Genomic DNA, 26039 nt, shown 5'->3' with positions numbered 1-26039 from the left:
TGGCCCGTCAGGCCCGCGCTGGGTCCGTGATGTGGTCGAACTGCTGCACCCAGTGTGCAAAGTCGTACGGCTGCAAGTCCCCAGGGGGCAGCGGCGGCATGGGGGCTTGCAAGAACGCAGGGAGGGCCTGGGGGTCATCCTGCCCCAGGATGAAAAAGCGCGCGGGGTTGTAAAACGGCAGCGTGCGCACGCATGGGTTGTTGGTGATGAGCTTTTTGTCAAAGAACAGCGCCTCCAGGCAGCGCACCGTCAGCCCGCTCTGGTTGGCCTGGGTGATCTCCAGCAGGCAGCGGGCGTGGTTGATGCTGTCGATGTTGCTGAGGTAGTCGATGCTGTGCGCCAGCACTTCCAGGCCGGGCACCGGAGCGTAGTTTTGGCCCGGCTCGGGCACCATGCGCAGGCAGGTGCGCAGGCCCAGGCTGTGCCATTGCTCGGCCAGCGTGCGCAGGGTCTCGAAACGGTGCTTGTCCTGCCCCAGAAAGTAGATGTCAAACGCCTCGGGCAGGGGTTGGCGCAAACCCTCGACAGACCGGTACACCTGCTGCGTGAGCGTGAGGCCGTAGCGCTGCGCATCGCCCGGGTCGAACGTGAAGATGTGAAACCCCAGCCCCTTGAGCTGCTGGATGTGCAACTGCCGCACCCGGTGGTTTTGCTGGTAGTCGATGACCGGATTCCAGGTGAACACCGCGATGCGCCGGGTGCGCAGGTACTTGCGCAGAATGCGCAGGTCCTTGATGTTCTCGATCCCGAAAATCAGCACCGGCGCTTGCTCAGGAATGGCCTGCAGCGCCTGCAGGTAAGCCTCAGGAAACGGGCGAAACCCCGGCAGCCGAAACGGGCACCACGCGTCCAGCGCCTTCAGCAGTGAATAGGCCACGCCCTTGATGCGCTTGGGGTGCGTCAGCACACCGGCCCGTTGCGCGGGGGGCAGGCTGTCGAGCAAAAACTCCGTCAGCGTGAAAGGGTTGGCGATGATGTGGGGCATGGGCAATCGGGGTTCGGGCCGATTGTAGGCAGGGGCACGCAGGCTGCGGCCTTGCACCCCGTGCGCCCTCGGGCTTTCGCTCGGCAGCGTGCTCAGTGCGCGGTGGCCGCGCTGAGCTGCCTGCAAGCCGCCCGCCATTCCTCGGCCAGTGCTGCCACCAGCTGGGCTGCAGGCTGGGGCCGTACGGCTGCCACCCCCTGGCCAGCCCACAGCGACAAATGGCTGGAGCGGCCCTGGGCGGCTGCGGCGCGGCGCAGGGCGCCGGTCAGCGCGTTTTGCACGGGGTAGGCCGGCACATTCGCCTCGTCGGCCGCCATGGCTTGCATCATGGGGTTGACGATGCCGCGCGCGGGGCGGCCTGAGAAGATGCGGGTCAGCCGCGTGTCGGTGTCCTTGGCCTGCACCAGGGCCTGGCGGTAGGCGGGGCTGATGCTGGACTCGGGGCAGGTCAAAAAGGCCGTGCCCATCTGCACTGCTTGCGCGCCCAGGGCCTGGGCGGCGGCAATGCCGCGCCCGTCCATGATGCCGCCCGCTGCAATCACCGGGATGTCCAGCGCATCCACGCACTGGGGCACCAGCGCCAGGGTGCCCACCAGGCTTGACCGGAAATCGCCCAAAAACGTGCCCCGGTGGCCCCCGGCTTCCATGCCGCTGGCGCACACCGCATCGGCCCCCACTGCAGCCCAGGCCTGGGCCTCGGCCACCGTGGTGGCGGTGCCCACCACCAGGCTGCCCACTGCTTGCAGGCGCGCCACTTGCGCGGCGGTCAGGATGCCAAAGGTGAAGCTGGCCACCGCCGGGCGCAGCGCCACCAGGGCGTCCAGCTGGGCGCCAAAGTCTTCGCACCACTGCGCGGGCACCTCGGGCGTGAGGCCCAGCTCGGCATACAACGGCGCCAGGCGCTGCAGCGCGGCCTGCACCGTGGCCGCATCGGGGGTGGGGGTGGCTTGCACAAAGAGGTTCATGCCAAAGGGCCGGTCCGTCAACTGCCGTACGGCGGCCGCAGCCTCGGCCATGGCGGCGGGCGAGCGCATGCCGCAGCCCAGCATGCCCAACCCGCCCGCAGCCGAGACGGCGGCGGCCAGCGCGGGGCTGTCAGCCCCCGTCATGGGGCCCTGGACAATGGGCAGGGTGATGAGCAGGCGCTGCAAAAGTGAATAGCTCATGGGTGCGGGCTCCATTTCAGGTCGAGGAAATCCAGGTGGGCACGGCGGGGCCGTGGCCCTGCCGCAGGCTGAACAAGGTGTCCAGCAGGGCATCGAGCGCGGGCGACTGGTAGCCGCGCCGGCGCACCAGCACGGTGTCGCAGTGCTGCAGCGGCACCAGGCGCAGTGCGGGGGGATCACGCATCAGGTCCCACACGGCCTGGGGCACTACGCCCGCGCAGCGGCCTGCGGCCACGCAGGCCAGGATGGCGTGGTACGACGCCAGCTCGAGCACCTTGGGGGGCTTGCCTGTGCCTATGGATTGGGCCGTGCCAGGGGCCTGCTGCATCCAGGCCTCGCCCAGGTGGCGGTAGGTGCAGCCGGTGCCGAAGGCTGCCAGCGTGTGCAACTGCAGATCGGCCGGGCTGTGCACCGGCGGGTGGTCGGCGGGCAGGGCCAGCAGCAAAGATTCCTGGTACACCGTGGTGCGTTCCAGCGGGGCATCGGGCGCTAACCCCTGCAAAGGCCAGGCCACCAGGGCGGCGTCCAGGGTGTGGGCCAGCACCTGCTCTGCCAGGGGGCAGAGGCGCCGGTGGTCAGCTCCAGCTCCACCTCGGGCCACTGCGCATGCAGCCGTGCTAGGGGCTGCGGCAGGCGTGCGGCGGCGGTGCTTTCCATGGCGCCCAGGCGCAGGCGCCCGCTGGGGTGGGTGGGGTGCACCGCCTGGCGGGCCTCTTCGGCCAGCGCCAGCAGGCGGTCGGCATAGCCGCGCAGCGATTCACCCGCGGGCGTCAGCAGCATGCGCCGCCCTTCGCGCAAAAACAGCGGAGCGCCCAGTTGCTCCTCCAGTTGCTGAACGCGCGTGGTCACGTTGGACTGCACGCGGCCCAGCCGCTCGGCCGCCCGGGTCACGCTGCCTTCGGCGGCGACGGCGCGAAAGATTTCCAGTGCAGCAAGGTCCATGAATATTCTCTTTGTGAGATGATTTATAAAAAATAAATCTCAATTCAGAATAATACGCCAGGTGGCCGCCACTGCTCAGCAGGCGCTCTCTGGTGGCCTGGAACCTGCCCTCATGTCCTCTTCTGCCTCGGCCTCTTCGTCTGCCCCCGTCGCCCTGTTTGACCGCCCCTACACCGTGGCCCTGGCGGGCATGGCAGCGCTGGCGGCGGCCATGGGCATTGGCCGCTTTGCCTTTACCCCGCTGCTGCCCATGATGCTGCACGACGGGGTCGTGTCGCTGGCCGGTGGCAGCTGGTTGGCCACGGCCAACTATGTGGGCTACCTGCTGGGGGCGCTGGCCTGCATGGCCTTCCCGTGGGTGGCGCCGCGTGCGCGCCAGCGCTGGCATGCGGCGCGGCTGGCGCGCTGGGGGTTACTGGCCACGGTGGTGTTGACGCTGGGCATGGCCTTGCCTTGGCCGTGGGCTTGGCCTGCGCTGCGCTTTGCCGCAGGGGTGGCCAGCGCCCTGGTGTTTTTGAACGTCTCGGCCTGGTGCATGTTGCGCTTGGTGGCGCTGGGGCAGCCCGCGCTCGGGGGCTTCATTTTTTGTGGGCCGGGGCTGGGCATTGCGCTCACGGGCTTGTCGGCCAGCGCCATGGTGGCCTGGCACTGGCCCGCAGCGGCGGGCTGGGCTGTGTTTGGCCTGCTGTGCGTGGGGCTGTGCGCCTTGGTGTGGCCGGTGCTGCAGGGCTTGCCCCAGCCCAACGCGGCCAGCACGCAGGCCCCTTTGGCTGCGCCCGCCGGGCTGGGGGTGGCGGCCCGCAGCCTGCTCACGCTGGCCTACGGGTTGGCGGGGCTGGGGTACATCGTCACGGCCACGTTTTTGCCGGTGATTGCGCGCTCTGCCTTGCCTGCGGGTTCGCCTTGGCCTGATTTGTTCTGGCCGCTGTTTGGCGCGGGTGTCGCCATGGGCGCGGCGCTGTCTACCCGCACCCCCGCCCGGTGGGACCGCCGCTGGCTGCTGCTGGGGGCCTATTTGATGCAGGCGGCTGCCATCGCCTTGACCCTGGTGTGGCCCGGCGCCGCAGGGTTTGCGCTGGGCAGTTGGCTGCTGGGGCTGCCCTTCACGGCCATCACCTTTTATGCCCTGCAAGAGGCACGCCGGGTGTGGCCTGCGGCGGGGGACAGCTTTACCGGCCTGCTGACGGCCGCCTATGGCGTGGGGCAAATTGCAGGCCCACCCATGGTGGCGTGGCTGCTGCACGGCGCCGCTACGCAGGGGCAAGGTTTTGCGCAGGGGCTGGGAGCTGCTGCCGGGGCACTGGTGCTGGGGGCGGTGCTGTATGCCGCCATGGTGTGGCGCTGGCCCTTGAAGCCCCCTGGCCTTTGAACTCACTATGGCGTGTGAGGCCCTGCAACGGGCTGCGCCAGCGGCAGCCGCAGCACAAAGCAGGCACCGCCGCCCGCGTGGTCTTCGCAGTGCACGGTGCCGTTGTGGCGCCCGGCAATCGACCGCACCAGTGCCAGCCCCAGGCCCACGCCGCCCGAGCGTTCGCTGGCGCCGGGCAAGCGGTAAAACGGCTCGAAGATGCGTTCGCGCTGCGCAGGTGGCACACCGGGGCCCCGGTCGCACACGCGCACTTCGGCCATGCCGCCGGCGCGTTGCACCACCACGGTGATCTCGCCCGTGCTGTAGCGGCGGGCGTTCTCCAGCAGGTTGCGGATGGCGCGGCGCAGCAGTTTGGAGATGCCGTGCGCCTCCAGCCCCTCGGGCACGGCGCTCACGTCCAAGTCGGCGTCCACGCGGGCGCATTCCTCGGCGGCCAAGCCGATCAGATCCACTTCTTCCACGGTGCCCACATCGGCCTCGCGGGCGTCCAGGCGGCTGGCCAGCAGGATTTCATCCACCAGCTGGTCCAGCTCGGCAATGTTGCGCAAGATTTCTGCGCGGAAGGCGGGCGAGGGCTGGTCGCCCCCCATCAGCTCCAGCCCCATGCGGATGCGGGTGAGGGGTGAGCGCAACTCATGCGAGGCATTGGCCAGCAGCGACTTGTGCGATTTGACCAGGGTCTCGACCCGCGCGGCCGCCGCATTGAACTGGCGTGCCAGGTCGGCCACCTCGTCTTGCCCGGTCTCGGGTACGCGCACTGACAGGTCGCCTTCGCCAAACTTTTTCACGCTGCGCTGCAAGGCCTCCAGCCGCAGGGTCAGCCGGCGAATGACGGGGTACACGCCCAGCGCGGCCGCCAGGCCCATGATGGCCAGCATCCAGACGAAGCCAAACGGGGGGCGCAGCCAGAAGGCGCGGTCAGCCCCTCCGGGTGGGCCACCCGGAGGGCCGGGCGGGCCCACGGCACGCCGCCGCTCGCCGCCGCGTTCATCGGCGCGCTCGCCTCGCCGGTCTTCACGCGGGGCTTGGGCCCCAGCTCCAGGGTGAACTTCTCGCCGTTGTCCGTTTCAATGCGGAAGTCGATGCCTTCACCCGGCGGGCCGGGCTCGCGCACCGCATAGCCGCGCATCACGGTCTGCCCGTCGGCGCTGCGCAGCAGCAATTCCCGTCCATGCGGTGCGGGCTGCGCCATGTTGCCTTCTTCCACCGCCACCCGCCAGGCCCAGCCCACGGCCAGCGTCAGCACGGCCATGCCGGCCACCACGGCCAGCCAGATGCGCAGGGACAGGCGCTGGGCAAACGGGTTGGAGAGCTTCACGGCGGGGCTCAATCCTGCTGCTTGGCAAACACATAGCCCACGCCGCGCACGGTGAGGATGCGGCGGGGGTTCTTGGCGTCTTGCTCGATGGCGGCGCGGATGCGGCCCATGTGCACGTCAATGGAGCGGTCAAACGCGTCCAGCTCGCGGCCGCGCACGGCTTCCATGATCTGATCGCGCGTCAGCACGCGGCCTGCGCGTTCGGCCAGGGCCACCAGCAGGTCGAACTGGTACGAGGTCAGGTCGGCCACCTGTCCCCCCACGGTGACGGTGCGCGAGTCGCGGTCGATCTCCAGCGAGCCAAAGCGCAGCGCCTGCGTGGCGGCTGCGGCGCCGCCGTCGGTGCGGCGGCGCAAGATGGCGCGGATGCGCGCCAGCAGCTCGCGGGGCTCAAACGGCTTGGGCAGGTAGTCGTCGGCGCCCAGCTCCAGGCCGATGATGCGGTCCATCGGGTCGCCCTTGGCGGTGAGCATCAGCACCGGCACCTGTGCGGCAGAGCCCTGCAGCGAGCGGATGCGGCGGCAGACCTCCAGCCCGTCCATGTCGGGCAGCATCAGGTCCAGGATGACCAGGTCGGGCAGGGCGCCTGCCTCGGGGCCCTGCAACTGGGCCAGGCCGCTTTTGCCATCGGCCCGGTGCGTCACATGCAGGCCCGACTGGCCCAGGTACTCACCCACCATCTCTGCGAGGCGGGTGTCGTCTTCGATCATCAGCAGTTGCGAGCTCATGGATTCAGTGTAGTGGTGGTCTGCGGCACGCGCCCAGGCGCGCCAGCTCGCTCTATCGTGCCCCGCAGGCGTGCAGTGCGCTTGTCGCTTGTGTAAAGCTGCCGTAAATGTCCGTGGCGGTCTGGCAAATATTTGCTATATAAATAATAGCTGCTAGCGCTTTTATATCAAGCGCTAGGTGCCGTTTTTATGCTAGATGCCAGCCACACCAGCAGCAGCACCGGCAGCCCCAGCAGCGCGGTGGAGGTGAAGAACTGCGCATAGCCATAGGCGTTGACAAAGTCGCCCGAGAAGCCCGCCAGAAACTTGGGCAGCAGCAGCATCATGGAGCTGAACAGCGCGTACTGCGTGGCCGAGTAGCTCACGTTGGTCAGGCTGGAGAGGTAGGCGATGAACGCGGCCGAGGCCACGCCACCCGCCAGGTTGTCGGCCGAGACCACCGCAATCAGCGCTGTCACGTCATGCCCATGCCCGGCCAGCCAGGCAAACAGCAAATTGCTGCCCGCGCTGAGAATGGCCCCCAGCATCAGGATGCGCATCACCCCAAAGCGCATCGACAGCGCCCCGCCCACAAAGGCGCCCAGCAGCGTCATCACCACGCCGTAGATCTTGGTGACAGTGGCCACCTCGGCCTTGGTGTAGCCCATGTCCACGTAAAACGGGTTGGCCATGATGCCCATGACCACGTCGCTGATGCGGTAGATGGCGATGAGCGCCAGGATGAGCGCTGCATGCCAACCATAGCGGCGCAAGAAGTCGGCAAATGGCTCCACCACCGCGCCTTGCAGCCACACGGCCAGGTTTTTGGCGGGGGGCAGTTGCAAGCGGGCGGGCTCGCTCGAGAACAGCACCGTCACCATGCCCACCACCATCGACACCGCCATCACCAGGTAGGCCATCATCCAGGCGTGGTTCTGGTAGCTGGCGGCTTGGCCCAGTGCGGGCAGAACTTCCGAGCGGTCGGCAATCCACAGCACCCCGGCGCCCGCCCAGATCATGGCCAGCCGGTAGCCCGTCTGGTACGACGCGGCCAGCGCCGCCTGGTGGTTGGCGTCGGCCGATTCAATGCGAAAGGCATCGAGCGCAATGTCCTGCGTGGCCGAGCCAAAGGCCACGGCCAGCGCGCACCACGCGATAGGGCCCAGCGCATCGCGCGGGTCGCACACGGCCATGCCCACCAGCCCGGCCACCACCAGGCACTGCGACAGCAGCAACCAACTGCGCCGCCGCCCCAGCCAGCGGGTCAGCAGCGGAATCGGCAGCCGGTCTACCAGCGGCGCCCACACCCACTTGAAGCCATAGGCCAGGCCCACCCAGCTCAGGTAGCCAATGGTGCTGCGGTCAATGCCCGCCTCGCGCAGCCGAAAGCTCAGCGTGCCCAGCACCAAGAGCAGCGGCAGCCCCGCAGAAAACCCCAGCGTCAGCATGCGCAGGCTGGCGGGCTCCAGGTACACGCGCAGAGTTTGCAGCCAGCTGGGGCGTGGTGGGGCGGGTTGTGCGGATGGGGCGGTGCTGGAAGCTGGAGGGGTGGCGTCTGACATGGGTGGGTGCGGGTTTTTGTCTATTATTCCTGCATGTGCTTTTTGTGCCCCACCCCCTTTGGTTCTGCCCCTGTGGCGCCGTCGTCCCCCTGGTCGGCGCGCCGCGCCTTCTTGCTGGCGGCGGGCAGTGCAGTGGCCGTGCCCGCCCTGGCCCAGGTGGACGTGGGCTCAGCCTCCACCCTGCGCAAGCTGGTGCCCGCCGAAACGCTGGAGCGCTCGGCCGCGCAGCAATACCAGCAGATGCTGGAGCAGGCCCGTGCCAAGCGCGCCCTGGCGCCGCCAGAACATCCCCAGCTGCAGCGCCTGCACGCCATTGCCAAGCGCCTCATCCCCTTTGCCATGCCCTGGAACGACCGCTCGCGCCAGTGGCGCTGGGAGGTGAACCTGATCGGCAGCCAGCAGATCAATGCCTTTTGCATGCCCGGCGGCAAAATTGCCTTCTACACCGGCATCCTCGACAAACTGCAGCTCAGCGACGACGAAGCCGCCATGATCATGGGCCACGAAATGGCCCATGCCCTGCGCGAACACGCCCGCGAACGGCTGGCCAAGACGCAGGCCACCAACCTGGGCGTGCGCTTGGGCGCACAGCTGTTGGGCCTGGGTGACCTGGGCAACGCCGCAGCGGGCTTGGGCGCGCAGCTGCTCACGCTCAAGTTCAGCCGCTCTGATGAAACCGATGCCGACTTGGTCGGGCTGGAACTGGCCGCCCGCGCGGGCTACAAACCCGATGCCGCTGTGAGCCTGTGGCAAAAGATGGGCAAGGCCTCGGGCAGCCAGCAGGCGGGGCTGGCGTTCTTGTCCACGCACCCCTCGGGGCCCGACCGCATCCGCGAGCTGCAGCAAAACGTGCCCAAGGTGCAGGGGCTGTACCAGGCTGCGAACAAGCCAGGCTAAGAACCTGTTCCAAGGCCCTCAGCCCAAGTCCACGCTCACGCAGTTGCGCCCGGCGCGCTTGCTGGCATACAGTGCCTGGTCTGCGCGGGCCGTGGCCGCTTTCAGATCCTGGGCATCCTGCACCAGCGTCACTCCAAACGACAGCGTCACGCGCAAGGACTGCTCGTCCTTGCCCATGTCCAGGCTGCTGTCCTGCACAGCCTGGCGAATGCGCTCAGCCACTTGCCTGGCAGTGGCTGCGTCGGTGTAGGGCAGCAGGGCCAGAAACTCCTCGCCGCCCCAGCGGGCGAGCAGGTCATCCTCGCGCAGGTGCTCGGCCATGGTGCGAGCCACCGCCTGCAACACTTTGTCGCCCACGGCGTGGCCGTGGGTGTCGTTCACCCGTTTGAAGTGGTCCACATCGCACAGCCACAGGGCCACAGGCGAGCCCTGCCGAGCGCACTTGTCCAGTGCCGTGCTGGCTTGCTCCTGAAAATGACTGCGGTTAAATAAGCCCGTGAGCCCGTCCAGCGTGGCCAGTCTCAGCAACCGCCTCTCGGCAATCAGGATGGTGCGGCGATAGAAAGCGGCCAACGCCGCCGACAGTGCAAACGCGATGCAGATGTGGATCCAGTTGACAAGCTGCATGCCATTGCCAGGCAAGGGGTCCAGCGGGCCGATGTAGTCGCACAGCACCCGCAGGCCTATGTAGTAAGACAGCAGCGCCAGCACGATGGGGGCGGCATACCGCCCCGCGTTGGCAATCACGATGGCCGGGACGAACAGCAGCAGGTAGTAGTGAAAGCCGCTGTCCCAGCCAATCAGCAGCGACCCCAGGGCCGAGTGGCCGATGACCTCGGCCCAGATCAGCACCAGCCCCGGCACATTGCGCCGCCGCTGGATGAGCGCATACGCCCCCAGGTACAGCGCAATGCTGCCCAGATTCACCAGCGCCAGCGGCACCGAGCCCAGCCACAGGAACAGGCCGATGTAGCCCAGGTCAATGCACGCCGCCGTCAGCGCCACCCGCTGCACCATGGCCCAGTAGGCCTTGCCAGCCAGGCTGGAGCCGCGCTGGGCAATGGGGCGGGGAGGCTTGTGGGACTGCGTTGGCATGGATCAGGGCGGGCAGTGGGCTGTCAGCGCCTGCGGTGCAGGCCAAAGCAATGGGGGTGAGTGGTTTACAAAGTGATACATCGTAACCACTGCGGCTGCCCATGGTCTGCCAAACAGGCAGGGGAAAGTGACTTGTTTAAGCCCGTGGCTTGTCCGACGCATTCGTCACCGTCATGGTCGGGGCCGAAGCGGCGCGCAGCGGATGCGCCGCTTGGCTCTGCAGCACATTGAAATCTAGCCCCTGCGTAAGTGCATTAAGCGCTAGAAGCTATCAAAAATATAGCAATTACCAGCCTGGGCCAGATCGCGGTGTAAACCCGTGGCTCACAGCGCTACGCACCGGCACCCGCCCATTTGCTAAGGGATGATGCCCAGAATTCGCTGGGGCGTATGTTCGTAGTGGGCGGTGTTATGGCTTCGCGCATTTGGCGTGCCTGCAATCGGCCAGGAGCAGTCTGTGGCGACAGATAAAAGCGGGCACTCAACAGACAAAGTAAGCGGCCTGCTTTTGATGCGTCAGCTTTACTGCCAGGTCAAGTTGGCTTTTGTGAAATTGCCAGTCGCACTTCGCTAAATCGCATTCTTCTTAAGTCTCCCTGCGCTTCCAGGATGCCTTTCTGAACCAGCAGATCCACGCGCTGGGCGTAGTAAACATCCGCAATCCCGCTCGGTTTGTTAGGCCAGTTGCTCGTCATTACCTCTGCGACCAAGCGGGCGACTTTTTGCCAGTGAGGTGCCGCTGCACTCATGAGCGCATCGTCGGCCGCAGCTACTTGGCGCTGCGATAGCGCTTCAATGCGAGCTTGCTGTCCCGCACTTAGCGGACCGTCAGGCTCTTGGTTGTCAGATTCTCCACCGACACAGCGTATGTCTTCATGCAACTGGAAATCTGAGGTTTTCGTTCGTGACATAGAGCGTGCTCAATTTTTGGGGGACTTTACCCACCTTCTGCTGAGTGCTCGTTAACGTCCTTATACCCGGGGCAGAATTCGGCCAGGAGCGATCTGTGGAAGTCAATGAAAGCGGACGCTCAACGTAGAGGTGCCCGGCGGTCGACAGGAGCGATCGCAGGGAGCGTACGAAGTTGGGCGTCCGCGTCGACGGCCGTGTTAGACCTCACCCCCGCTTACGGTTGCTGGTCGAATTACGTACCCGCTGCCACGCCCCAGATAGCTATGCGACAGCGTGGCCAATGCCATCATTCCAACAGCCACCCACCCGAACGAGGCTCCGGACTTCCGCGCTCCGAAAACGAGGAGTGCAGTTCCGCCGATGACCACCGCACTTTGCAGCCATCTGTTGCGCGCGACGTATTCGGTCTCCAGGACAGCAACTGCGACTCCGTCTTGGCGTAACACGCACTCAAAGACGCCTCGCCGAAGGTTCCTGGTCGTGAGCTCCAACGAATATGTCGCTTCGCCCACGGCCAGTTCGTGCACCGAGGTCAGAGCGATCTTGCGTCTTACGGCCACTAAGACGCCGTTTAAGTAAACCTCCTCCTTCCCAGTCAGAGATGACGTCCAAAGTGCAAAGCGGTGACCGGCATGTTGGAATACAAACCAGAGCCCGTGAAGAGCGCTTGCGGACGGTGTGGAGGGAATGATGCGCGACATGTTAGGGGCTAACGTTGGCGCTCAGCGGGCGGCGAGGCCGTCCGATGCAGCAAAGGGTTAAGTCTCATCATCCCAACCGCTCCTTAGTGCGACACCATGCAAACTCCATGAGCCCACCCAACTCTGGGTCAGGTTGTTGAAGCACAAGGCTAGCGATCGCTTCTTGGAAGCTCCGCTCGCAGACGCCCCCAAGCGACTGAACCAAGCAGGCCAAGATTCTGTGCTGGATCTCATTGACGCTGCGCAATTGGCTGGGCTCGTCCAGTTCTTCGGTTTGTGGTCGATAACTGTTGCGGGCGACAACAGTGAGATCGTGAGCCAACGCAGCAAGGAAAAGTACTTTGCTCTCATGTGGCAATTCGGCGAGCCAATGACCCTCCTGTTTAACGCTTTGCATGTGGGTGACACTTAACGTCGGCGCTGTACGGCGGGCAACACCCGCCGCGTAGCGGCCTCATTTTGTTACCTGTCCGCTTCGAGCAAAGGGTTAAACATCACGTTTTACCCCTGCGAGGCGAACCTCTGAAAATCGCATTGCCATTGGATCGCCTTGCACCTCAAGCGCACCGCTTTGTTCCAATTCAATGATGCGGACCGGCATGTAAACATACGGAAGATGAGGAAACTTCGCGTCGAATTCTTTCAATGAAGTTCCGACGACCATCGCCACCTTGCGCCAGCGCTCTGTGCAACTTTGCAGGATAAGTGCATCAACCGCTGCAGCGTCCGCGGCTGTCGCTTGCCGCATCTGCGCCAATTCCTCCGGCGTCGGTTCGTCGTCATTCTCTTCGTCGTCAGCGTCAAGTGGTTCTATTTGATCTGGCATGGTTTGATGGCGATGGGTGGCAGTGAGGTTTAACGTTCAAACTCAGCGGGCGGCGAAGCCGTCCGCTGGAGTGCAGGGTTGGGCATCACGACCGCCATGATGGAAGGCCGTTACGCGGGACCAGAACATGCAGGCGTAAATCGGCGCTATTGATGCCCTGCCAGCTTCAAACTCGAAGCTAACGAACTCTTTGGTTTTTAGAGAAGTCACTTTTGCAACCTCTGTCTTCGGCGCGCTTGGGCACTCGCTGCGCTTGATGCCCTTGAAGTTTCCGAATACATGCTCAATTCCGTACCGAGGATCCAATTCACGTCGCGCTCCGTCGTGCTGACTTACAACTCTCTGGGTACTTATGAGCCATCAGCTTGTTTGAGAGAAGAAGCCGCTAACAATCGGAAGCTCGCCTGGCAGGAAATCAAATGAAAATGCCAATTTGGGGTGAACACAACCAATGACCGTGTGCTCCCATTGATCTGGCGTCATGGAATGACGACGAACGCTCGCGACGGCGATGTTCTGAGCAGTCTGGTCGTTCGGGGACTCGGAACTCATGATGCTCAACGTGATGTATCCCGCAAAACTTGCGGGATAAACTGGACCTTGCAGGATATTCTGGACACTGATTCCTCCTGAAAATGGCTTGCAGATTGGGCTTGCGGTCAGTGTGCTGTTCAACAGCACAGATATAAAATTTCCGACAAACCCGGCAGGCATCAACTCAGCAAACTATAGCTTGCCAGTAGGCAGGCACCGTGCACTGAGACAGCGCGGTTTGGACGTCAAGCCAGTGGGTAGTGAGTCAACGGCAGCTTTGCGGTAGTTTCGTCCACCGGCTGCTTAGGGCTCGCAGCATTCTCTCGTCACCCATCCCTCACCCCTTCTCCCCCAACGTCTGCAGTCCCCCCGCAATCGTCTGCGCCAGCACCTCTGCGCTGGCGCGCAGGGCTGTGGCTTCATCGTCCGCCAGCGGCGGCAGGTAGGGCGTGGAAGCGCCCGTGCGCCCGATCACATGGGGCAGGGAGACGCAGGTGCGTTGCACGCCCAGCAGCTCGGGCAGGTAGGTGGAGACGGTGAACACGCTGCGCTCGTCGCCCACGATGGCGCGCACCAGGCGCGCGATGCAGCCGCCGATGCCGAAGTTGGAGACGCCCTTGCCTGCCTTGATGCGGTAGGCGGCGGTGCGCACGTCTTCGGCCATGGTGCGCTGCAGGGCGGTGTCGATGGGGCGGCCGCTTTGCTGGGCAAAGTCCAAGAGCGGCAGGCCGCCCACCTGGGCGCCGGACCACAGCAGCACTTCCGAGTCGCCGTGCTCGCCCAGCACGTAGGCGTGCACCGAGCTGGGCGACACCTCCAGGTGGTGTGAGAGCCGGTCGCGAAAGCGGATGGAGTCGAGCGTGCAGCCGGTGCCGATGGCGCGGCCCGGGGCCACGCCCCAGCGCTGCACGGCAATGGCGGGCATCACGTCCACCGGGTTGGTGGCAAACAACAAGATGGCGCCCGGCGCGGCGCGCAGCACCTGCTCGGTGATGTGGTCCACGATGCGCAGGTTTTGCTGCAGCAGCTCCAACCGCGTCTGGCCGGGCTTGAGGCTGGCGCCTGCGGTGATCACCACCACGGCAGCGCCTGCCAGGTCGGCGTAGCTGCCCTCTTGCACCCGGGCCGCAGTGCCAAAGGCGGCGGCGTGGCCAATGTCGGCGGCCTCGCCCGCAGCGCGGGCGGGGTCTACGTCCACCAGCACGATGTCGCTGACGCCGGGCGTGGACGAGAGCAGGTAGCTGGCTGCGGCGCCAACCTGGCCCGCGCCGATCACTCCGATGCGTGCGCCCATGTCACAGCACTCCCATCATGGGCCACAGCGTGGCCGACAGCAGCAGGATGAGGCCCAAGCCCGCCAGCGTGAGCAGCAGGCCCACCTTGGCAAACTGGCTGGTGCCAAAGGCCCCGGTGCCGTAGCACAGCATGTTCTGCGGCGCGTTGGTGGGCAGGATGAAGCCGAACGAGACGACGAAGCTCTGGATCATGACGATGCCAAAAGCGGTTTCCTTGGACACAGGCAGCGACTGCGCAAACGCAATGAAGATGGGGATGAGCGTGCTGGCCAGCCCGGTGGCCGAGGCAAAGCCCAGGTGCAGCACGATGCTGAAGAGCGAGAGCGCACCGATCACCGCCACCACGGGCAGGGCCGACAGGCCCATCTGCCCCAGTGTTTGCTGTGCCAGCCAGCCTGCGGCGCCGGTCTTGGACAGCAGGTTGCCCAGCGAGATGGACGCAGCAAACAGCACCACCGTGCCCCAGGGCACGAGCTTTTCGGCCTGCGACCAGTGCATGACGCCGATCTTGGGCATGAGCAGCAGGGCAATGCCCAGTTGCGTGGTGGTGGTCGTGTCAAACGGGTGCAGCATGCCTTCGGTGGACCACATCACCAGCAGCAGGAGGGCCACGGCGATGAGGCGCTTTTCGGGGGCGGTGACGGGGCCCAGGGCCTTGAGCTGCTCGCGCAGCTTTTCGGTGGCGTTCTCCGTCGATTCGACCGAGGGCTTCAGAATCCACAACGACACGAAGAACACCACCACGCTCATGCCCAGGGTGAAGGGCAGGGCCGTCAGGAACCACTGGCTCCAGGTCACGGTGTGGCCAAACGTGGTCTGCATGAAGTTCAGGCTGATCAGGTTTTGCGCAGCGCCGGTCTTCACGGCCATGTTGAAGATGGAGCAGGCCTGCGCGGTGACGATCATCAGCGCTGCGCCCAGGCTGCTGCCCACGGGCAGGCCCAGGGCGGCGGTGATGCCCACCATGATCGGGATCACCGCGCCCACGCGCGCCGTGGCCGAGGGGATGAACAGCGCCAGCACAAAGCCCACCAGCATCGCGCCCACGGTGAGGCGCGCGGGCGAGATGCCCACCCGGCTCATCACGATGAGGGCCACGCGCTTGTCCAGCCCCGTGTGCTTGAGCGCCACAGCCAGAAACAGCGCGGCGGCCACCAGCAGCACGGCGGTGGACGAGAAGCCGCCCAGCATGGTGGTCAGCGCATCGGCCGAGCCCATGGGCTTGGCGCCGGGCGTGAGCGGCTTGCCCATCAGTCCCACCACGGCCATGCCGGTGAGGATGACGGCGCTGTTGGCGGGCGAGACGCATTCGCTGATCCACAGCGTGATGACCAGCGCCAGCAGCGCCAGCGCGACTTGCCCGGAGGCCGAGAGGCCTGCGGGCGTGGGCAGCATGAGCACGATGCCGTACAGCGCAATGGCCAGCAGCAAAAAGCCGAACTTGCGGTTGGAGCTGGGCTCGGGGTGCGAGGTGATGGAGGGGGTAGCGGGGAGGGGGTGCGCAGCCGCATTGGCTGCTGGGAGAGGTGTGTGTGAAGCAGGAGCGGTCGACATGAGAGAACACTTTCTTGTTGTGGTCCGGCAACTCCAGCGCGCAGGGGGGATCGCCCGCCAGGCACGCCGTTGCTGCCGAAAGGGCAGCCCATTCCGTGCCGCCCTGTGCCACAGCATGCGCCTGCTGTGCGGGGGCGGTGTTGATGCGCATCAAGACCTGGGCGCATCTGCCCGCCAGTGTTTTGCCCCCGTGTGGCCCTAGTGTCAAAGCGCAATATGCTATTGATTTGATAGCTGTTTGCGCTTATTGCATGGGCGCTAGAGGGTGTTTTTGCTTAAAACATTACCCCATCAGCACCCAGTGGTTGTCCAGCGCCATGGGTTCGGGCCAGGGCAGAAAGGCGGGCTTGGCGCTGGGGTGCCAGCGCACCAGGCCCGGGGCGGTGGCCACCAGCACGCCGCCGCCGGGTTGGGGCCCGGCCCAGGCGGTCAGGGCGTAGGCCTCTTGCAGTTGCACGATGGCCGAGAGCTTGTCGGGCATGCTGGGGTGCCACAGTTGCGCCAGCCCGGCCTTGTTGCTCGACACCGCAAAGCCGCCGTTGTAGGCCGGGGTGATGTCGCCCGCGTAGCCGTGGCCGTCGTTCACACGGCTGGGCACGCTCAGCTGGTCGCCCTCCAGCACGGCCAGGATGGGCGCGGCGGCGCGGCGGGCGGGGTCTTCGTGCTCGGCCTGCATGGCCACGCCCAGGCGGCGGGGGGCATCCGAGGTAGCGGCCGTGGCGGACGTGCTCCAGGCGATGTGGCGCATGCTCAGGCGCGGGTCGTCCAGCACCCAGCGCTGGGCGATGCGGCCCGTGTGGGTGTCGATGCGCACCAGGGCCGATTCCATGCGCTGCAGGTCGTACTTGGCGTCGGCCAGGTTGCGCAGCACGCCGCCGTTGGCCACCAGCAGGTGGCCTTGCGTGTCCAGCACGGGTTGGTGGGGGTCGATGCCGCCGCTGTCCCACTCGTCCTGTTTGCGCAAGGTGGTGGCATCGCGCACGCCGATGTGGCCGCGCCCGGTGCGGTAGTTGATCTCGGTGGTGTAGAGGGTGGCGCCGTCGGGCGATGGCACCGTGTGGCCGCTGAGCAGCACGGCGTCCTGGTCACGGTCGAGCTTGATGTGCTCTGCCACCTTGCCCGCGCCATCGCAGCGCAGCAGCCAGGTGCCGGGGCGTACGCAGTTGGCGAGCAGGCCGCCGTCTGCCTGCGGCACCAGCCCGTGCGGGCGCGAGGGCAGGGCCACGGCGTAGCGGATGGTGAGCTGCTTGCGCTCCCAGTCGGCGGCCAGCACGCCCGCGTAGTGGGTGTCGGTGGCCTTGGGGCCGCGCCAGGCGGCGCCGATCAGCGTGGTGCTGGCATCGGCGCCCAGCGCCAGGGCGCGCCCGGGGGCCAGGCCCAGGGCCCCCGCAGCGCCCAGGGCGGCCATGGCGGTGCCAGAGAGCAGGGTGCGGCGGTTCATGGAGGGGAAGGTCATGCGAAGGGCTCCGCAAAGAGATGGGTCAGAAAGGGCGGGAGGGGCGGCATGCCGCTGTGGGGGCAGAGCCTGTCGCACGCCCTCGGGGGCGGTGTGTGTGCTGTGGTGGGGTGGGGCACACCGGCCTGAGGGGGTGAAGCAGGCCCCGGTGTCCCTAGTCCTGCGTTGTCGGCCAGTGCAAGGGATGGGGCCATGGTGCGGCCCGCTTGGGCACACACCTTGCCCGCGTGGGGCGGGTTCAGCGTCGCCTTAAAACAAGAACTCTGCCGTCAACGACGCCGAGCGGGGCGCGCCCAGCACCATGCGTGCGCCGTTGTTGTTCAGCGTGCTGATGTATTCCTTGTCGAACAGGTTGTAGATGTTCAGTCGCAGGTTGACGTTGCGGTTGACCTTGTAGGCCGCCATCAGGTCGGTCACCCAGTACGAAGGAATCTTGGGCATGTTGGACACATTGAGTGCCGTGCCAGCGGTGACCACGCGCTTTTGGTCAGACACGTAGCGCGCGCCGCCACCCAGGGTGAAGGCGCCCCAGGTGTACGAGGTCCAGGCGGTGGCCGTGAGGTCGGGCGACCAGCGCACGCTGTCGGTGTTGGTCACCGTGGTGCCGCTGATGCTGTTCTGCCCCAGGGCCTTGGTCTGCGTTTTGGCAATGCCTGCCGACACCTGCCAGAAGTTGGTGATCTGGCCCACGGCGGCCAGCTCGATGCCCTGCACGCGGGTCTTGCCGTACTGGGTGTAGATGCCGGTGACCGCGTCGTACGAGATCTGCTTGTCGTTCTCGGTGCGGAACACGGCGGCGCTCAGGTTCAGACGGTTGTCCAGCAGTTCCCACTTGGTGCCCAGCTCGATGTTGCGGGTCTCTTGCGGGTCCAGCGCGGCGTTGTTCTGGTTGGTGGAGGTGGACGACAGCGCGAAGTTGGAGCCGCCAGGCGGCGTGAGCGAGTTGGCCAGGGAGGCGTAGATGCTGCCGTTGGCCGCAGGCTTGTACAGCGCGCCCAGCTTCCAGCTGGTGAGGTTGCCCGAGGTGCTCAGCGCCGATGGCGCCAGCGAGCCTGCAGCGTAGCCGGGGTAGCTGGTCAGGTTGCTGGTGGTGACGATGGTGCTGGCGTCGGTCTTGGTGCGGTAGTGCTCAAAACGCAGGCCACCATTGAGCTGCCACTGCTCGTTCAGCTGCAGCGTATCGAAGGCGTACAGCGCGGCCGTGTTGGTGCTGCCATCGGTGTCGGCGCCGGTGCGGTAGGGCACGCCCAGCGCGTCGCTGGCGTTGGGGGCGTACAGGTTGGCGGCCGGTGCGTTCACGGCGGCGTAGGTCACGCCGTTGATGGTTTGCGCGGCGGTGCCAAAGCCCAGATTCTTCTGGCGCTCGTGCATGAACTCCAGCCCGGCCGACAGGGTGTGTTTGACGCTGCCGGTGCTGAACTGGCTGGTCACGTTGGTCAGGTTGGCCAGCACGTCGTTGGTCTGGTCGGTGCGCTGCAATGACCGCGCCGCCGTCCAGCTGCTGGGGTTGGCCAGATTGGTGGCGGTGATGGCGCCCACGCTGGTCAGGCGGCGGTCCATCTGGGTGGTGCCCGCGCGCGCAATGTTGCGCACCACGGTGCCGCCGCCCAGGTCGTGCTCAAACTTGGCCGTCACCATGTCGGCGTCGACCTTTTCGTAGTTGTCCTTGCTGCCGTAGAAGTTCTCGCGGTTGACCCTGGCGCCGGCGTTGACCTGGGCTGCAGCGTTGTAAAAGCCCGGCATGCCGATGGTGGAGATGCCGCCATCGGGCACGTTGTCCTGGCGCACGTGCTGCGAGTACAGGTAGATGCGCGTGGGTGTGCCCAGGCCCCAGGCGAACGAAGGCGCGATGGCGTAGCCGTTGTTCTCCACCACGTTGCGGCCTTCCACGCCACCGGCCTGGCCCATGAGGTTCAGGCGCGCGGCCGATGTCTCGCCCAGCTGCTTGTTCAGGTCTGCCGTCACGCGCTTGTTGTTGGCGGTGTTCACGGTGGTGGTCACCCCGTACTGGTCGGTGCGGGTGGGCAGCTTGGAGATCAGGTTGATGTAGCCCGAGGCCGCGCCCCGGCCAATGTCGGTGCCTGCGGGGCCCTTCACCACTTCCACCTGGTCGATGTTGAAGATGTCGCGCGTGATGGCGCCCAGGTCGCGGATGCCGTCGATGAAGGTGGCGGTCTGCGTCGAGAACGCCCGCAGCTGGAAGGTGTCACCCGCTGAGGTGTTGCCGCCTTCGCCCAGCTGCATGGTGATGCCGGGGGTGTTGCGCAGCGCGTCCATCAGCGATGCAGCGCCTTGCTCGCGAATCACTTCGGAATTGATGACGGAGATGGTTTGGGGGATGTCCACCAGCGGCTGCGTGAGCTTGGGGTTGGCCAGCCGGTCGGTTTTGTAGGGGACGGTGGCCTCGGAGCGGATCGTCGTCTCCGGCAGGCTTTTTTCAGCCGTCTGGGCCTGGATGACGCCGGGCAGGGCCGCAATGGCAAGTGCCAGCAGATGCAGTGGAACGGTGTGATGGGGGCTGCGGATGCGCGCCATGGTTTCTCCTCGATGTTGTTTGCGGAACTGGCTGACGTTCCGCAACGCGCGAGGTCAAGGCGCTGTATCGAGCAGGTGGCTGGCTGGACAATGATTGTAAGTAATTGAGAATCATTACCAAATAGAGTTGAGGCGGATGTAGCCGCCGCGCCACAAAGCAGGGGCTACGTGCTGTGGGCTCTGTGCCCCAGCCTGTTCAGGTGTTGCCCACGTAGGGGTTGCTGCGGCGCTCGCGCCCGAAGGTGCTTTCGGGGCCGTGGCCTGGGATGAACACGGTCTGGTCGCCCATGGGCCACAGGCGCTGGGTGATGCTGTCGATGAGTTGCTGGTGGTTGCCCTGGGGGAAGTCCGTGCGGCCGATGCTGCCGGCAAACAGCACATCGCCCACAAACGCCCGGTCAATCTGCGGCGCATGGAACACCACGTGCCCTGGCGTGTGGCCGGGGCAGTGGCGCACGTTCAGCGTCTCGTGGCCCAGTTGCACCGTGTCGCCGTCGTGCAGCCAGCGCGTGGGCGTGAAGGGCTGCGCGGGCGGAAAGCCAAACATCGCGCTTTGCTGCGCCAGCCCGTCAATCCAGAACTGGTCACCCGGGTGCGGCCCCACGATGGGCAGCTGCAGGCGCTGCGCCAGCTCGCCCGTGCCGCCTGCGTGGTCGATGTGGGCGTGGGTGAGCCAGATCTGCGAGAGCGTGAGGCCCAGGCGCTCGACCTCGGCCAGCAGCACATCCAGGTCGCCGCCCGGGTCGATGATGGCCGCCTGGTGGGTGGCATCGCACCAGAGGATCGACGCGTTCTGTTGAAACGCCGTCACAGGAACGGTCAGGTAGTGGAGCATGGGCAGCGAGTCAGCGTAGGGGCAGAAAATTCAGCGCAGCCGGGCAGCTGCGTGGGGAGCGAGCACGTTTTTTGGGGACTCACAGGCCCAGTTCGTATTCCACGGTGATGGGCGCGTGGTCCGAGAATTTCTCGCCCTTGTAAATGGATTCGGTGCGGGCGAGGGCGGCCAGGGCTGGCGTGGCCAGGTGGTAATCCAGCCGCCAGCCCACGTTGTTGGCATAGGCCTGGCCCCGGTTGCTCCACCACGTGTAAGCGGTGTCGGTGGTGGCAGGTTGTAACTGACGGTAAACGTCTACCAAGGCGCCGCCTTCGCCACTTGTGTCTAACAATTTTGTCATCCAGGCGCGTTCCTCGGGCAGGAAGCCGCTGTTCTTTTGGTTGCTGCGCCAGTTCTTCAAGTCAATGTTTTGGTGGGCGATATTGACGTCGCCACACAGGATGAATTCACGCCCGGCCTTGAGCTGCATGAGGTGTGGGTAGAACTCGGCCAGGAAACGGAACTTGGCCTGCTGGCGCTCCTCGCCAGAAGAGCCACTTGGAAAGTAGGCGCTCACAATTGACAGCTTGCGCGCAGGCGTGTCAAAGCGCAGCTCTACATAGCGGCCCTCCAGGTCAAACTCGGGCGAGTTGTAGCCCACGATGACGTCTGAAGGCTCGTGCCGGGTGTAAATGCCTACCCCTGAATAGCCCTTTTTCTGCGCAAAATGGAAGTGCCCCTTCAGGCCCGCCAGCACCTCGAAGCGGGTGGCAATGTCGGCGGCCTGGGCCTTGACTTCCTGCACGCAAATACAATCCGGCCGCGTGGTGGCGATCCAGCTCTCCACGCCTTTGCTGGTGGCCGAACGGATGCCATTGAGATTGAGGCTGGTTAATTTGAACAAGGAATTTCCCATGGTGGATGTTGGCGCGCAAGCCTTGGACGACGGCGCTTTGGCGCAGGATTTTGTACGTTTTGCCGTGGAATCGGGCGTCTTGCGATTCGGGGAATTCAAGACCAAAGCCGGTCGGATGAGCCCGTATTTCTTCAACGCCGGTCTGTTTGACGACGGGGCCAAGATCGGTCGTCTGGCCGAATTCTATGCAAAAGCCCTGCTGGCCAGTGGTATCGAATTCGACATGGTTTTTGGCCCTGCTTACAAGGGCATTCCGCTGGCGGCGACGGTGGCGGTGGAACTGGCCCGCCTGGGCCGCAATGTGCCGTTTGCCTACAACCGCAAAGAGGCCAAGGACCATGGCGAAGGCGGCACGCTGGTCGGCGCTCCGCTCAAGGGCCGGGTGTTGATCGTGGACGATGTGATGTCCGCAGGCACTGCCGCACGCGAGTCCATCGCGCTCATCCAGGCCGCAGGGGCGACCCCCCACGCCTTGGCCATTGCGCTGGACCGCCAGGAAAAAGCCACAGAGAATGGCGTGGACGTGGAGCACAGCGCAGTGCAGTACGTACGCAACCAGTTGGGCATGCAGGTGTGCGTGATTGCCAAGCTGGCAGATTTATTGCTTTATCTCTCTCAAAACGGGGGGGCGGAGATGCGCATCCATCACGAGCGGGTCTTTGCATATCGCCAAAAATATGGCGTCACAGAAGGATAAGGAACTTGAAAAAATGGGCGGCGAGTGCAGTGGGGATCACGCTTTGGGCGGGCATCACTGCGCTTGCCTCTGCCCAGGGCATCTACACCTGCGTTGACAAGCATGGCCGCCGTTTGACGGCCGATCGCCCTATCCTTGAATGCTTGGATCGCGAGCAGCGCGAACTGAGCCCCTCAGGGGTCACCCGCCGCCAGATTGGCCCCTCGCTGTCTGACACCGAGCGTGCGGCCCAAGAGGCCCAGCAACGCAAAGAAGCCGAAGAGCGCGTGCGTGTCACGGAAGAGCGCCGTCGCGAGCGCGCATTGGTCGCGCGCTACCCCGACAAAGCCACCCACGACATCGAGCGCAACGCCGCCTTGCTGATGGTGGACGAAGTCACCGCCACGGCTGAAAAGCGCATTCTGGACTTGCGTGATGAGCGCAAGAAGCTGGACCAGGAAATGGAGTTCTACAAAAAGGACCCCAACAAAGCGCCCATGACCCTGCGCCGCAAGATCGGAGAAAACGAAGACAGCATTGCAGAGCAGCAGCGTTTCATCCTCGGCCAGGACCAGGAAAAGCGCAAGGTGAACCAGCGGTTTGATGTGGAGCTGGCCAAGCTCAAGGTGCTGTGGGAGGCCTACAAACCCGTGAGCCTGCCTGCGGCTTCGGCCACGCAACCTGCGGCGGCATCGGCGGCCCGCTGATGGGTAGCAGCAATAAAAAAGCCCCTCTGGGATAGACCCGAGGGGCTTTTTCAATGGGGCGGCAGAACCGGCGCTTTTCAGCGATCCAGTCTGCCCTTTGCGCTTCAGGCCGACAGCTTGGCCCGCAGCAAATCGTTGACCTGCTGCGGATTGGCCTTGCCCTTGCTGGCCTTCATGATCTGGCCCACCAGCGCATTGAATGCCTTGTCCTTGCCCGCGCGGAACTGGCTCACGTTGTCTGCGTTGGCGGCAATCACTTCATCGATGATGGCCTCCAACGCGCCGGAGTCGTTCATCTGCTTGAGTCCCTTGGCTTCGATGATGGCGTCCACATCGACAGACTCGCCTGTCCACAGGGCATCAAACACCTGCTTGGCAGCGTTGTTGGAAATGGTGCCGTCGGCGATGCGCGCGATCAGTGCGCCCAACTGCGCTGCAGGCACCGGGGCCGCTTCAATGCCGGACTCGCTGGCATTCAGGCGGCGCGACAGTTCGCCCATGATCCAGTTGCTGGCCAGCTTGGCCTGACCGCAGGCTTTGGCAGCCGCTTCAAAGTAGGCCGCCATCGCCTTGCTCTGCGTCAGCGTGGTGGCGTCGTACTCGGGCAGGCCGTAGTCGGCCACAAAGCGTGCGGCCATCGTGCGGGGCAGCTCCGCCATCTGGGCGCGCTGCTCGTCAATCCAGGCTTGCGAAATCTGCAGCGGTGGCAGGTCTGGGTCGGGGAAGTAGCGGTAATCGGCCGCATCTTCCTTGGTGCGCATGGCGCGGGTTTCGCCCGTGTCGGGGTCGAACAGCACGGTGGCCTGCTGGATGGCATGGCCGTCCTCGATCTGCTCGATCTGCCAGCGGATTTCGTAGTCAATCGCCTGTTGCATGAACTTGAACGAGTTCAGGTTCTTGATCTCGCGGCGTGTACCCAGCGGCTGGCCGGGTTTACGCACCGACACATTGGCATCGCAACGGAAGCTGCCTTCCTGCATGTTGCCGTCGCAGATGCCGATCCAGGTCACGATCTTGTGCAGCTCTTTGGCGTAGGCCACGGCTTCTTCGCTGGAGCCCATGTCAGGCTCGGTCACGATTTCCAACAGCGGCGTGCCGGCACGGTTCAGGTCGATGCCGGACTGGCCCCCACCTCCGAGTGCTGAGTCTTCGTGCAGCGATTTGCCCGCGTCTTCTTCCAGGTGGGCGCGTACCAAGCGCACGGTCTTCTTCTCGTCACCCAGGAAGAAGGAGACCTCGCCGCCTTGCACCACCGGGATTTCAAACTGGCTGATCTGGTAGCCCTTGGGCAGGTCAGGGTAGAAGTAATTCTTGCGGGCAAAAATACTCTCTGGCGCAATGTGGGAGCCCAGAGCCAGTCCTAATTTGATAGCGCACTCAACGGCCTTGCGGTTCATCACCGGCAGTGTGCCGGGCAATGCGAGGTCTACCGGGCTGGCCTGGGTGTTGGGCTCGGCACCGAAGGCGGTGGGCGAGCGGCTGAAAATCTTGCTCTGCGTGGCCAGCTGGGTGTGGGTTTCGAAGCCGATGACGACCTCGTAACCGTGGATCAATTTGCTCGTCGTCATAAATCAAAGCCCTCCGGGCTGGCGGAGGTGGAAGTCGGTGGCTTGCTGCAGGCGGTGCGCGGTGTTCAGCAACTGGGCTTCCTTGAAGTAGTTGCCGATCAGTTGCAGGCCCACGGGCATGCCGCCTTCGCCAAAACCTGCAGGTACGCTCATGCCGGGCAGGCCCGCCAGCGATGCTGGCAGGGTGAAGATGTCGGCCAGGTAATCGGCCAGCGGGTCGCTGCCGTGCTCGCCCAGCTTCCAGGCTACGGTCGGGGCCACGGGGCCAGCAATCACGTCGCATTCCTTGAAGGCGTTCTGGAAGTCGTCGGCGATCATGCGGCGGATTTTTTGGGCCTGCAGGTAGTAGGCGTCGTAGTAGCCGTGCGAGAGCACATAGGCACCGATCATGATGCGGCGCTTGACTTCGTCGCCAAAGCCTTCGGCGCGGGTCTTCTTGTACATGTCCACCAGGTCGGTGTAGTCCTTGGCGCGGTGGCCAAACTTCACGCCGTCAAAGCGGCTGAGGTTGGACGAGGCCTCGGCCGGCGCAATGATGTAGTACACCGGGATGGACAGCTCGGTGCGCGGCAGCGTGATGGGCACGAGCTTGGCGCCGAGCTTTTCGTATTCCTTGAGCGCCCCATCGACGGCGGCGCGCACATCGGGCGCGAGCCCTTCGCCAAAGAATTCGGCGGGGATGCCGATGCGCAGGCCTTCGATGGAATCATTGAGCTTGGCGCTGAAATTTTCGGCGGGCACATCCAGCGATGTGGAGTCGCGGTCAGGGTCCGGGCCGCACATCGCCGACAGCAGCAGCGCGCAGTCTTCGGCGCTGCGGGCCATGGGGCCGGCTTGGTCCAGACTGGAGGCGAAGGCGATCATGCCGTAGCGGCTGGCGCGGCCATACGTGGGCTTGATGCCGGTGATGCCGCAAAACGAGGCAGGCTGGCGGATGGAGCCGCCGGTGTCGGTGCCAGTGGCCGCGGGGGCCAGGCGTGCAGCCACTGCCACGGCACTGCCGCCCGACGAGCCGCCAGGAATGCGGCTGGTGTCCCAGGGGTTGCGCACAGGGGCGGGGGCGTCAAAGCCCAGCGGGGCGATGGCCGAATTCTCATTGGCCGAGCCCATGGCGAATTCGTCGCAGTTGAGTTTGCCCAGTGTCACGGCACCGGCCTCGGCCAGCTTGCTGACCACGGTGGCGTCAAACGGTGACTGGTAGCCCGCCAACATCTTGGAGCCTGCGGTGCTCGGAAACTCTTTGGTAACAAAGATGTCCTTGTGCGCGATGGGCACGCCGGCCAGGGGGCCTGCGGTGCCCGCAGCAATGCGCGCATCGGCCGCTTGCGCCTGGGCCAGGGTGGCGTCTTCGTTCAGGGCCACGTAGGCGCCCAGAGTGGGGTGGGCCTTGGTGCGGTCCAGGAAATGCTGGGCGGCTTCCACGGCGGAAACTTGGCGGTTGCGCAGCTGGCTTGCCAGCTCGGTCACACTCAGGTCGTGCAGTGCGGTGGGGTTCTGGGTCATG

Annotated in this window: 21 protein-coding genes and 2 pseudogenes; 5 read left to right on the top strand and 18 right to left on the bottom strand. The window is 65.2% G+C overall.

Annotated features, from left to right (window positions below; translation table 11 throughout):
* Positions 1 to 7: 7 nt before the first annotated feature.
* The 3 genes and pseudogenes from EAG14_RS20550 to EAG14_RS20540 form a co-directional block, all read right to left on the bottom strand.
* Positions 8 to 985 carry a hypothetical protein gene (locus EAG14_RS20550; protein WP_162996048.1) on the bottom strand — a complete coding sequence of 326 codons (978 nt, stop codon included), beginning with the start codon at positions 983 to 985 and terminating at the stop codon, positions 8 to 10.
* 92 nt (positions 986 to 1077) lie between these two features.
* Positions 1078 to 2151, bottom strand: coding sequence for a nitronate monooxygenase family protein (locus tag EAG14_RS20545; RefSeq protein WP_121730576.1), 1074 nt, complete (start codon positions 2149 to 2151; stop codon positions 1078 to 1080).
* A gap of 16 nt (positions 2152 to 2167) precedes the next feature.
* Positions 2168 to 3093: pseudogene (locus tag EAG14_RS20540) on the bottom strand (LysR family transcriptional regulator).
* Between the two features lie 112 nt (positions 3094 to 3205).
* On the opposite strand from EAG14_RS20540, the gene EAG14_RS20535 reads away from it, so the two are divergent.
* Complete coding sequence (locus tag EAG14_RS20535) at positions 3206 to 4462, top strand: YbfB/YjiJ family MFS transporter (RefSeq protein WP_121730575.1); 1257 nt, start codon at positions 3206 to 3208, stop codon at positions 4460 to 4462.
* 5 nt (positions 4463 to 4467) lie between these two features.
* Here EAG14_RS20535 and EAG14_RS20530 read toward each other — a convergent pair.
* The 3 genes and pseudogenes from EAG14_RS20530 to EAG14_RS20520 all read right to left on the bottom strand — a co-directional run bounded on the left by EAG14_RS20530 (position 4468) and on the right by EAG14_RS20520 (position 8049).
* A pseudogene (locus EAG14_RS20530) lies at positions 4468 to 5780 on the bottom strand (ATP-binding protein).
* An 8-nt stretch (positions 5781 to 5788) separates the two neighbouring features.
* Positions 5789 to 6508 carry a response regulator transcription factor gene (locus EAG14_RS20525; RefSeq protein ID WP_099743714.1) on the bottom strand — a complete coding sequence of 240 codons (720 nt, stop codon included), beginning with the start codon at positions 6506 to 6508 and terminating at the stop codon, positions 5789 to 5791.
* A gap of 167 nt (positions 6509 to 6675) precedes the next feature.
* Entirely contained in the window at positions 6676 to 8049 is a 1374-nt protein-coding gene (locus tag EAG14_RS20520; RefSeq protein ID WP_121729977.1) for an AmpG family muropeptide MFS transporter, read from the bottom strand.
* A 33-nt stretch (positions 8050 to 8082) separates the two neighbouring features.
* Between EAG14_RS20520 and EAG14_RS20515 the strand changes: the two genes are divergently transcribed.
* Entirely contained in the window at positions 8083 to 8946 is an 864-nt protein-coding gene (locus EAG14_RS20515) for a M48 family metallopeptidase (RefSeq protein WP_121729976.1), read from the top strand.
* 18 nt (positions 8947 to 8964) lie between these two features.
* Here the strand turns inward: EAG14_RS20515 and EAG14_RS20510 are convergent, their stop codons facing one another.
* Positions 8965 to 10041 (bottom strand): GGDEF domain-containing protein, encoded by a 1077-nt coding sequence (locus EAG14_RS20510; protein WP_121729975.1) that lies wholly within the window; start codon positions 10039 to 10041, stop codon positions 8965 to 8967.
* A gap of 533 nt (positions 10042 to 10574) precedes the next feature.
* On the bottom strand, positions 10575 to 10952 hold the full coding sequence (locus tag EAG14_RS20505; RefSeq protein WP_121729974.1) for a DUF3658 domain-containing protein: 378 nt from the start codon (positions 10950 to 10952) through the stop codon (positions 10575 to 10577).
* A 922-nt stretch (positions 10953 to 11874) separates the two neighbouring features.
* Between EAG14_RS20505 and EAG14_RS20495 the strand changes: the two genes are divergently transcribed.
* The gene (locus tag EAG14_RS20495; protein WP_162996047.1) at positions 11875 to 12066 is read left to right on the top strand and encodes a hypothetical protein; all 192 of its coding nucleotides are present in this window, start codon (positions 11875 to 11877) and stop codon (positions 12064 to 12066) included.
* A 75-nt stretch (positions 12067 to 12141) separates the two neighbouring features.
* Here the strand turns inward: EAG14_RS20495 and EAG14_RS20490 are convergent, their stop codons facing one another.
* From EAG14_RS20490 to EAG14_RS20460, 8 genes are all read right to left on the bottom strand, one after another.
* On the bottom strand, positions 12142 to 12480 hold the full coding sequence (locus EAG14_RS20490; protein ID WP_121729971.1) for a DUF3658 domain-containing protein: 339 nt from the start codon (positions 12478 to 12480) through the stop codon (positions 12142 to 12144).
* Between the two features lie 360 nt (positions 12481 to 12840).
* Complete coding sequence (locus tag EAG14_RS22975) at positions 12841 to 13155, bottom strand: hypothetical protein (protein WP_162996046.1); 315 nt, start codon at positions 13153 to 13155, stop codon at positions 12841 to 12843.
* Positions 13156 to 13351: 196 nt separating this feature from the next.
* Complete coding sequence (locus EAG14_RS20485; protein WP_121729970.1) at positions 13352 to 14308, bottom strand: L-lactate dehydrogenase; 957 nt, start codon at positions 14306 to 14308, stop codon at positions 13352 to 13354.
* A gap of 1 nt (position 14309) precedes the next feature.
* Entirely contained in the window at positions 14310 to 15863 is a 1554-nt protein-coding gene (locus tag EAG14_RS20480; RefSeq protein ID WP_121729969.1) for a DASS family sodium-coupled anion symporter, read from the bottom strand.
* 283 nt (positions 15864 to 16146) lie between these two features.
* Complete coding sequence (locus EAG14_RS20475) at positions 16147 to 17319, bottom strand: DUF1513 domain-containing protein (RefSeq protein WP_205603437.1); 1173 nt, start codon at positions 17317 to 17319, stop codon at positions 16147 to 16149.
* Between the two features lie 249 nt (positions 17320 to 17568).
* A complete protein-coding gene (locus EAG14_RS20470; RefSeq protein ID WP_121729968.1) occupies positions 17569 to 19854 on the bottom strand; it encodes a catecholate siderophore receptor Fiu in 2286 nt (761 codons plus the stop codon).
* Positions 19855 to 20050: 196 nt separating this feature from the next.
* Complete coding sequence (locus tag EAG14_RS20465; RefSeq protein WP_121729967.1) at positions 20051 to 20689, bottom strand: MBL fold metallo-hydrolase; 639 nt, start codon at positions 20687 to 20689, stop codon at positions 20051 to 20053.
* 79 nt (positions 20690 to 20768) lie between these two features.
* A complete protein-coding gene (locus EAG14_RS20460; RefSeq protein ID WP_099742784.1) occupies positions 20769 to 21572 on the bottom strand; it encodes an exodeoxyribonuclease III in 804 nt (267 codons plus the stop codon).
* Positions 21573 to 21582: 10 nt separating this feature from the next.
* Here EAG14_RS20460 and pyrE point away from each other — a divergent pair, with 10 nt between their 5' ends.
* Both pyrE and EAG14_RS20450 read left to right on the top strand, forming a co-directional pair.
* Positions 21583 to 22281 (top strand): orotate phosphoribosyltransferase, encoded by a 699-nt coding sequence (pyrE, locus tag EAG14_RS20455; protein WP_099743723.1) that lies wholly within the window; start codon positions 21583 to 21585, stop codon positions 22279 to 22281.
* Positions 22282 to 22310: 29 nt separating this feature from the next.
* Positions 22311 to 22967, top strand: a complete 657-nt coding sequence (locus EAG14_RS20450) for a DUF4124 domain-containing protein (RefSeq protein WP_099742785.1) — start codon at positions 22311 to 22313, stop codon at positions 22965 to 22967.
* 104 nt (positions 22968 to 23071) lie between these two features.
* Here EAG14_RS20450 and gatB read toward each other — a convergent pair whose 3' ends face one another.
* The gene (gene gatB, locus EAG14_RS20445) at positions 23072 to 24535 is read right to left on the bottom strand and encodes an Asp-tRNA(Asn)/Glu-tRNA(Gln) amidotransferase subunit GatB (protein ID WP_121729966.1); all 1464 of its coding nucleotides are present in this window, start codon (positions 24533 to 24535) and stop codon (positions 23072 to 23074) included.
* A 3-nt stretch (positions 24536 to 24538) separates the two neighbouring features.
* Positions 24539 to 26038, bottom strand: a complete 1500-nt coding sequence (gene gatA / locus EAG14_RS20440; RefSeq protein WP_121729965.1) for an Asp-tRNA(Asn)/Glu-tRNA(Gln) amidotransferase subunit GatA — start codon at positions 26036 to 26038, stop codon at positions 24539 to 24541.
* Between the last annotated feature and the right edge of the window lies 1 nt (position 26039).

The sequence above is a fragment of the Acidovorax sp. 1608163 genome (genome assembly GCF_003669015.1).
GTDB lineage: Bacteria > Pseudomonadota > Gammaproteobacteria > Burkholderiales > Burkholderiaceae_C > Acidovorax.
The sequence above is the reverse complement of the archived record's forward strand: the minus strand, read 5'-3'. Positions and strand labels throughout refer to the sequence as shown.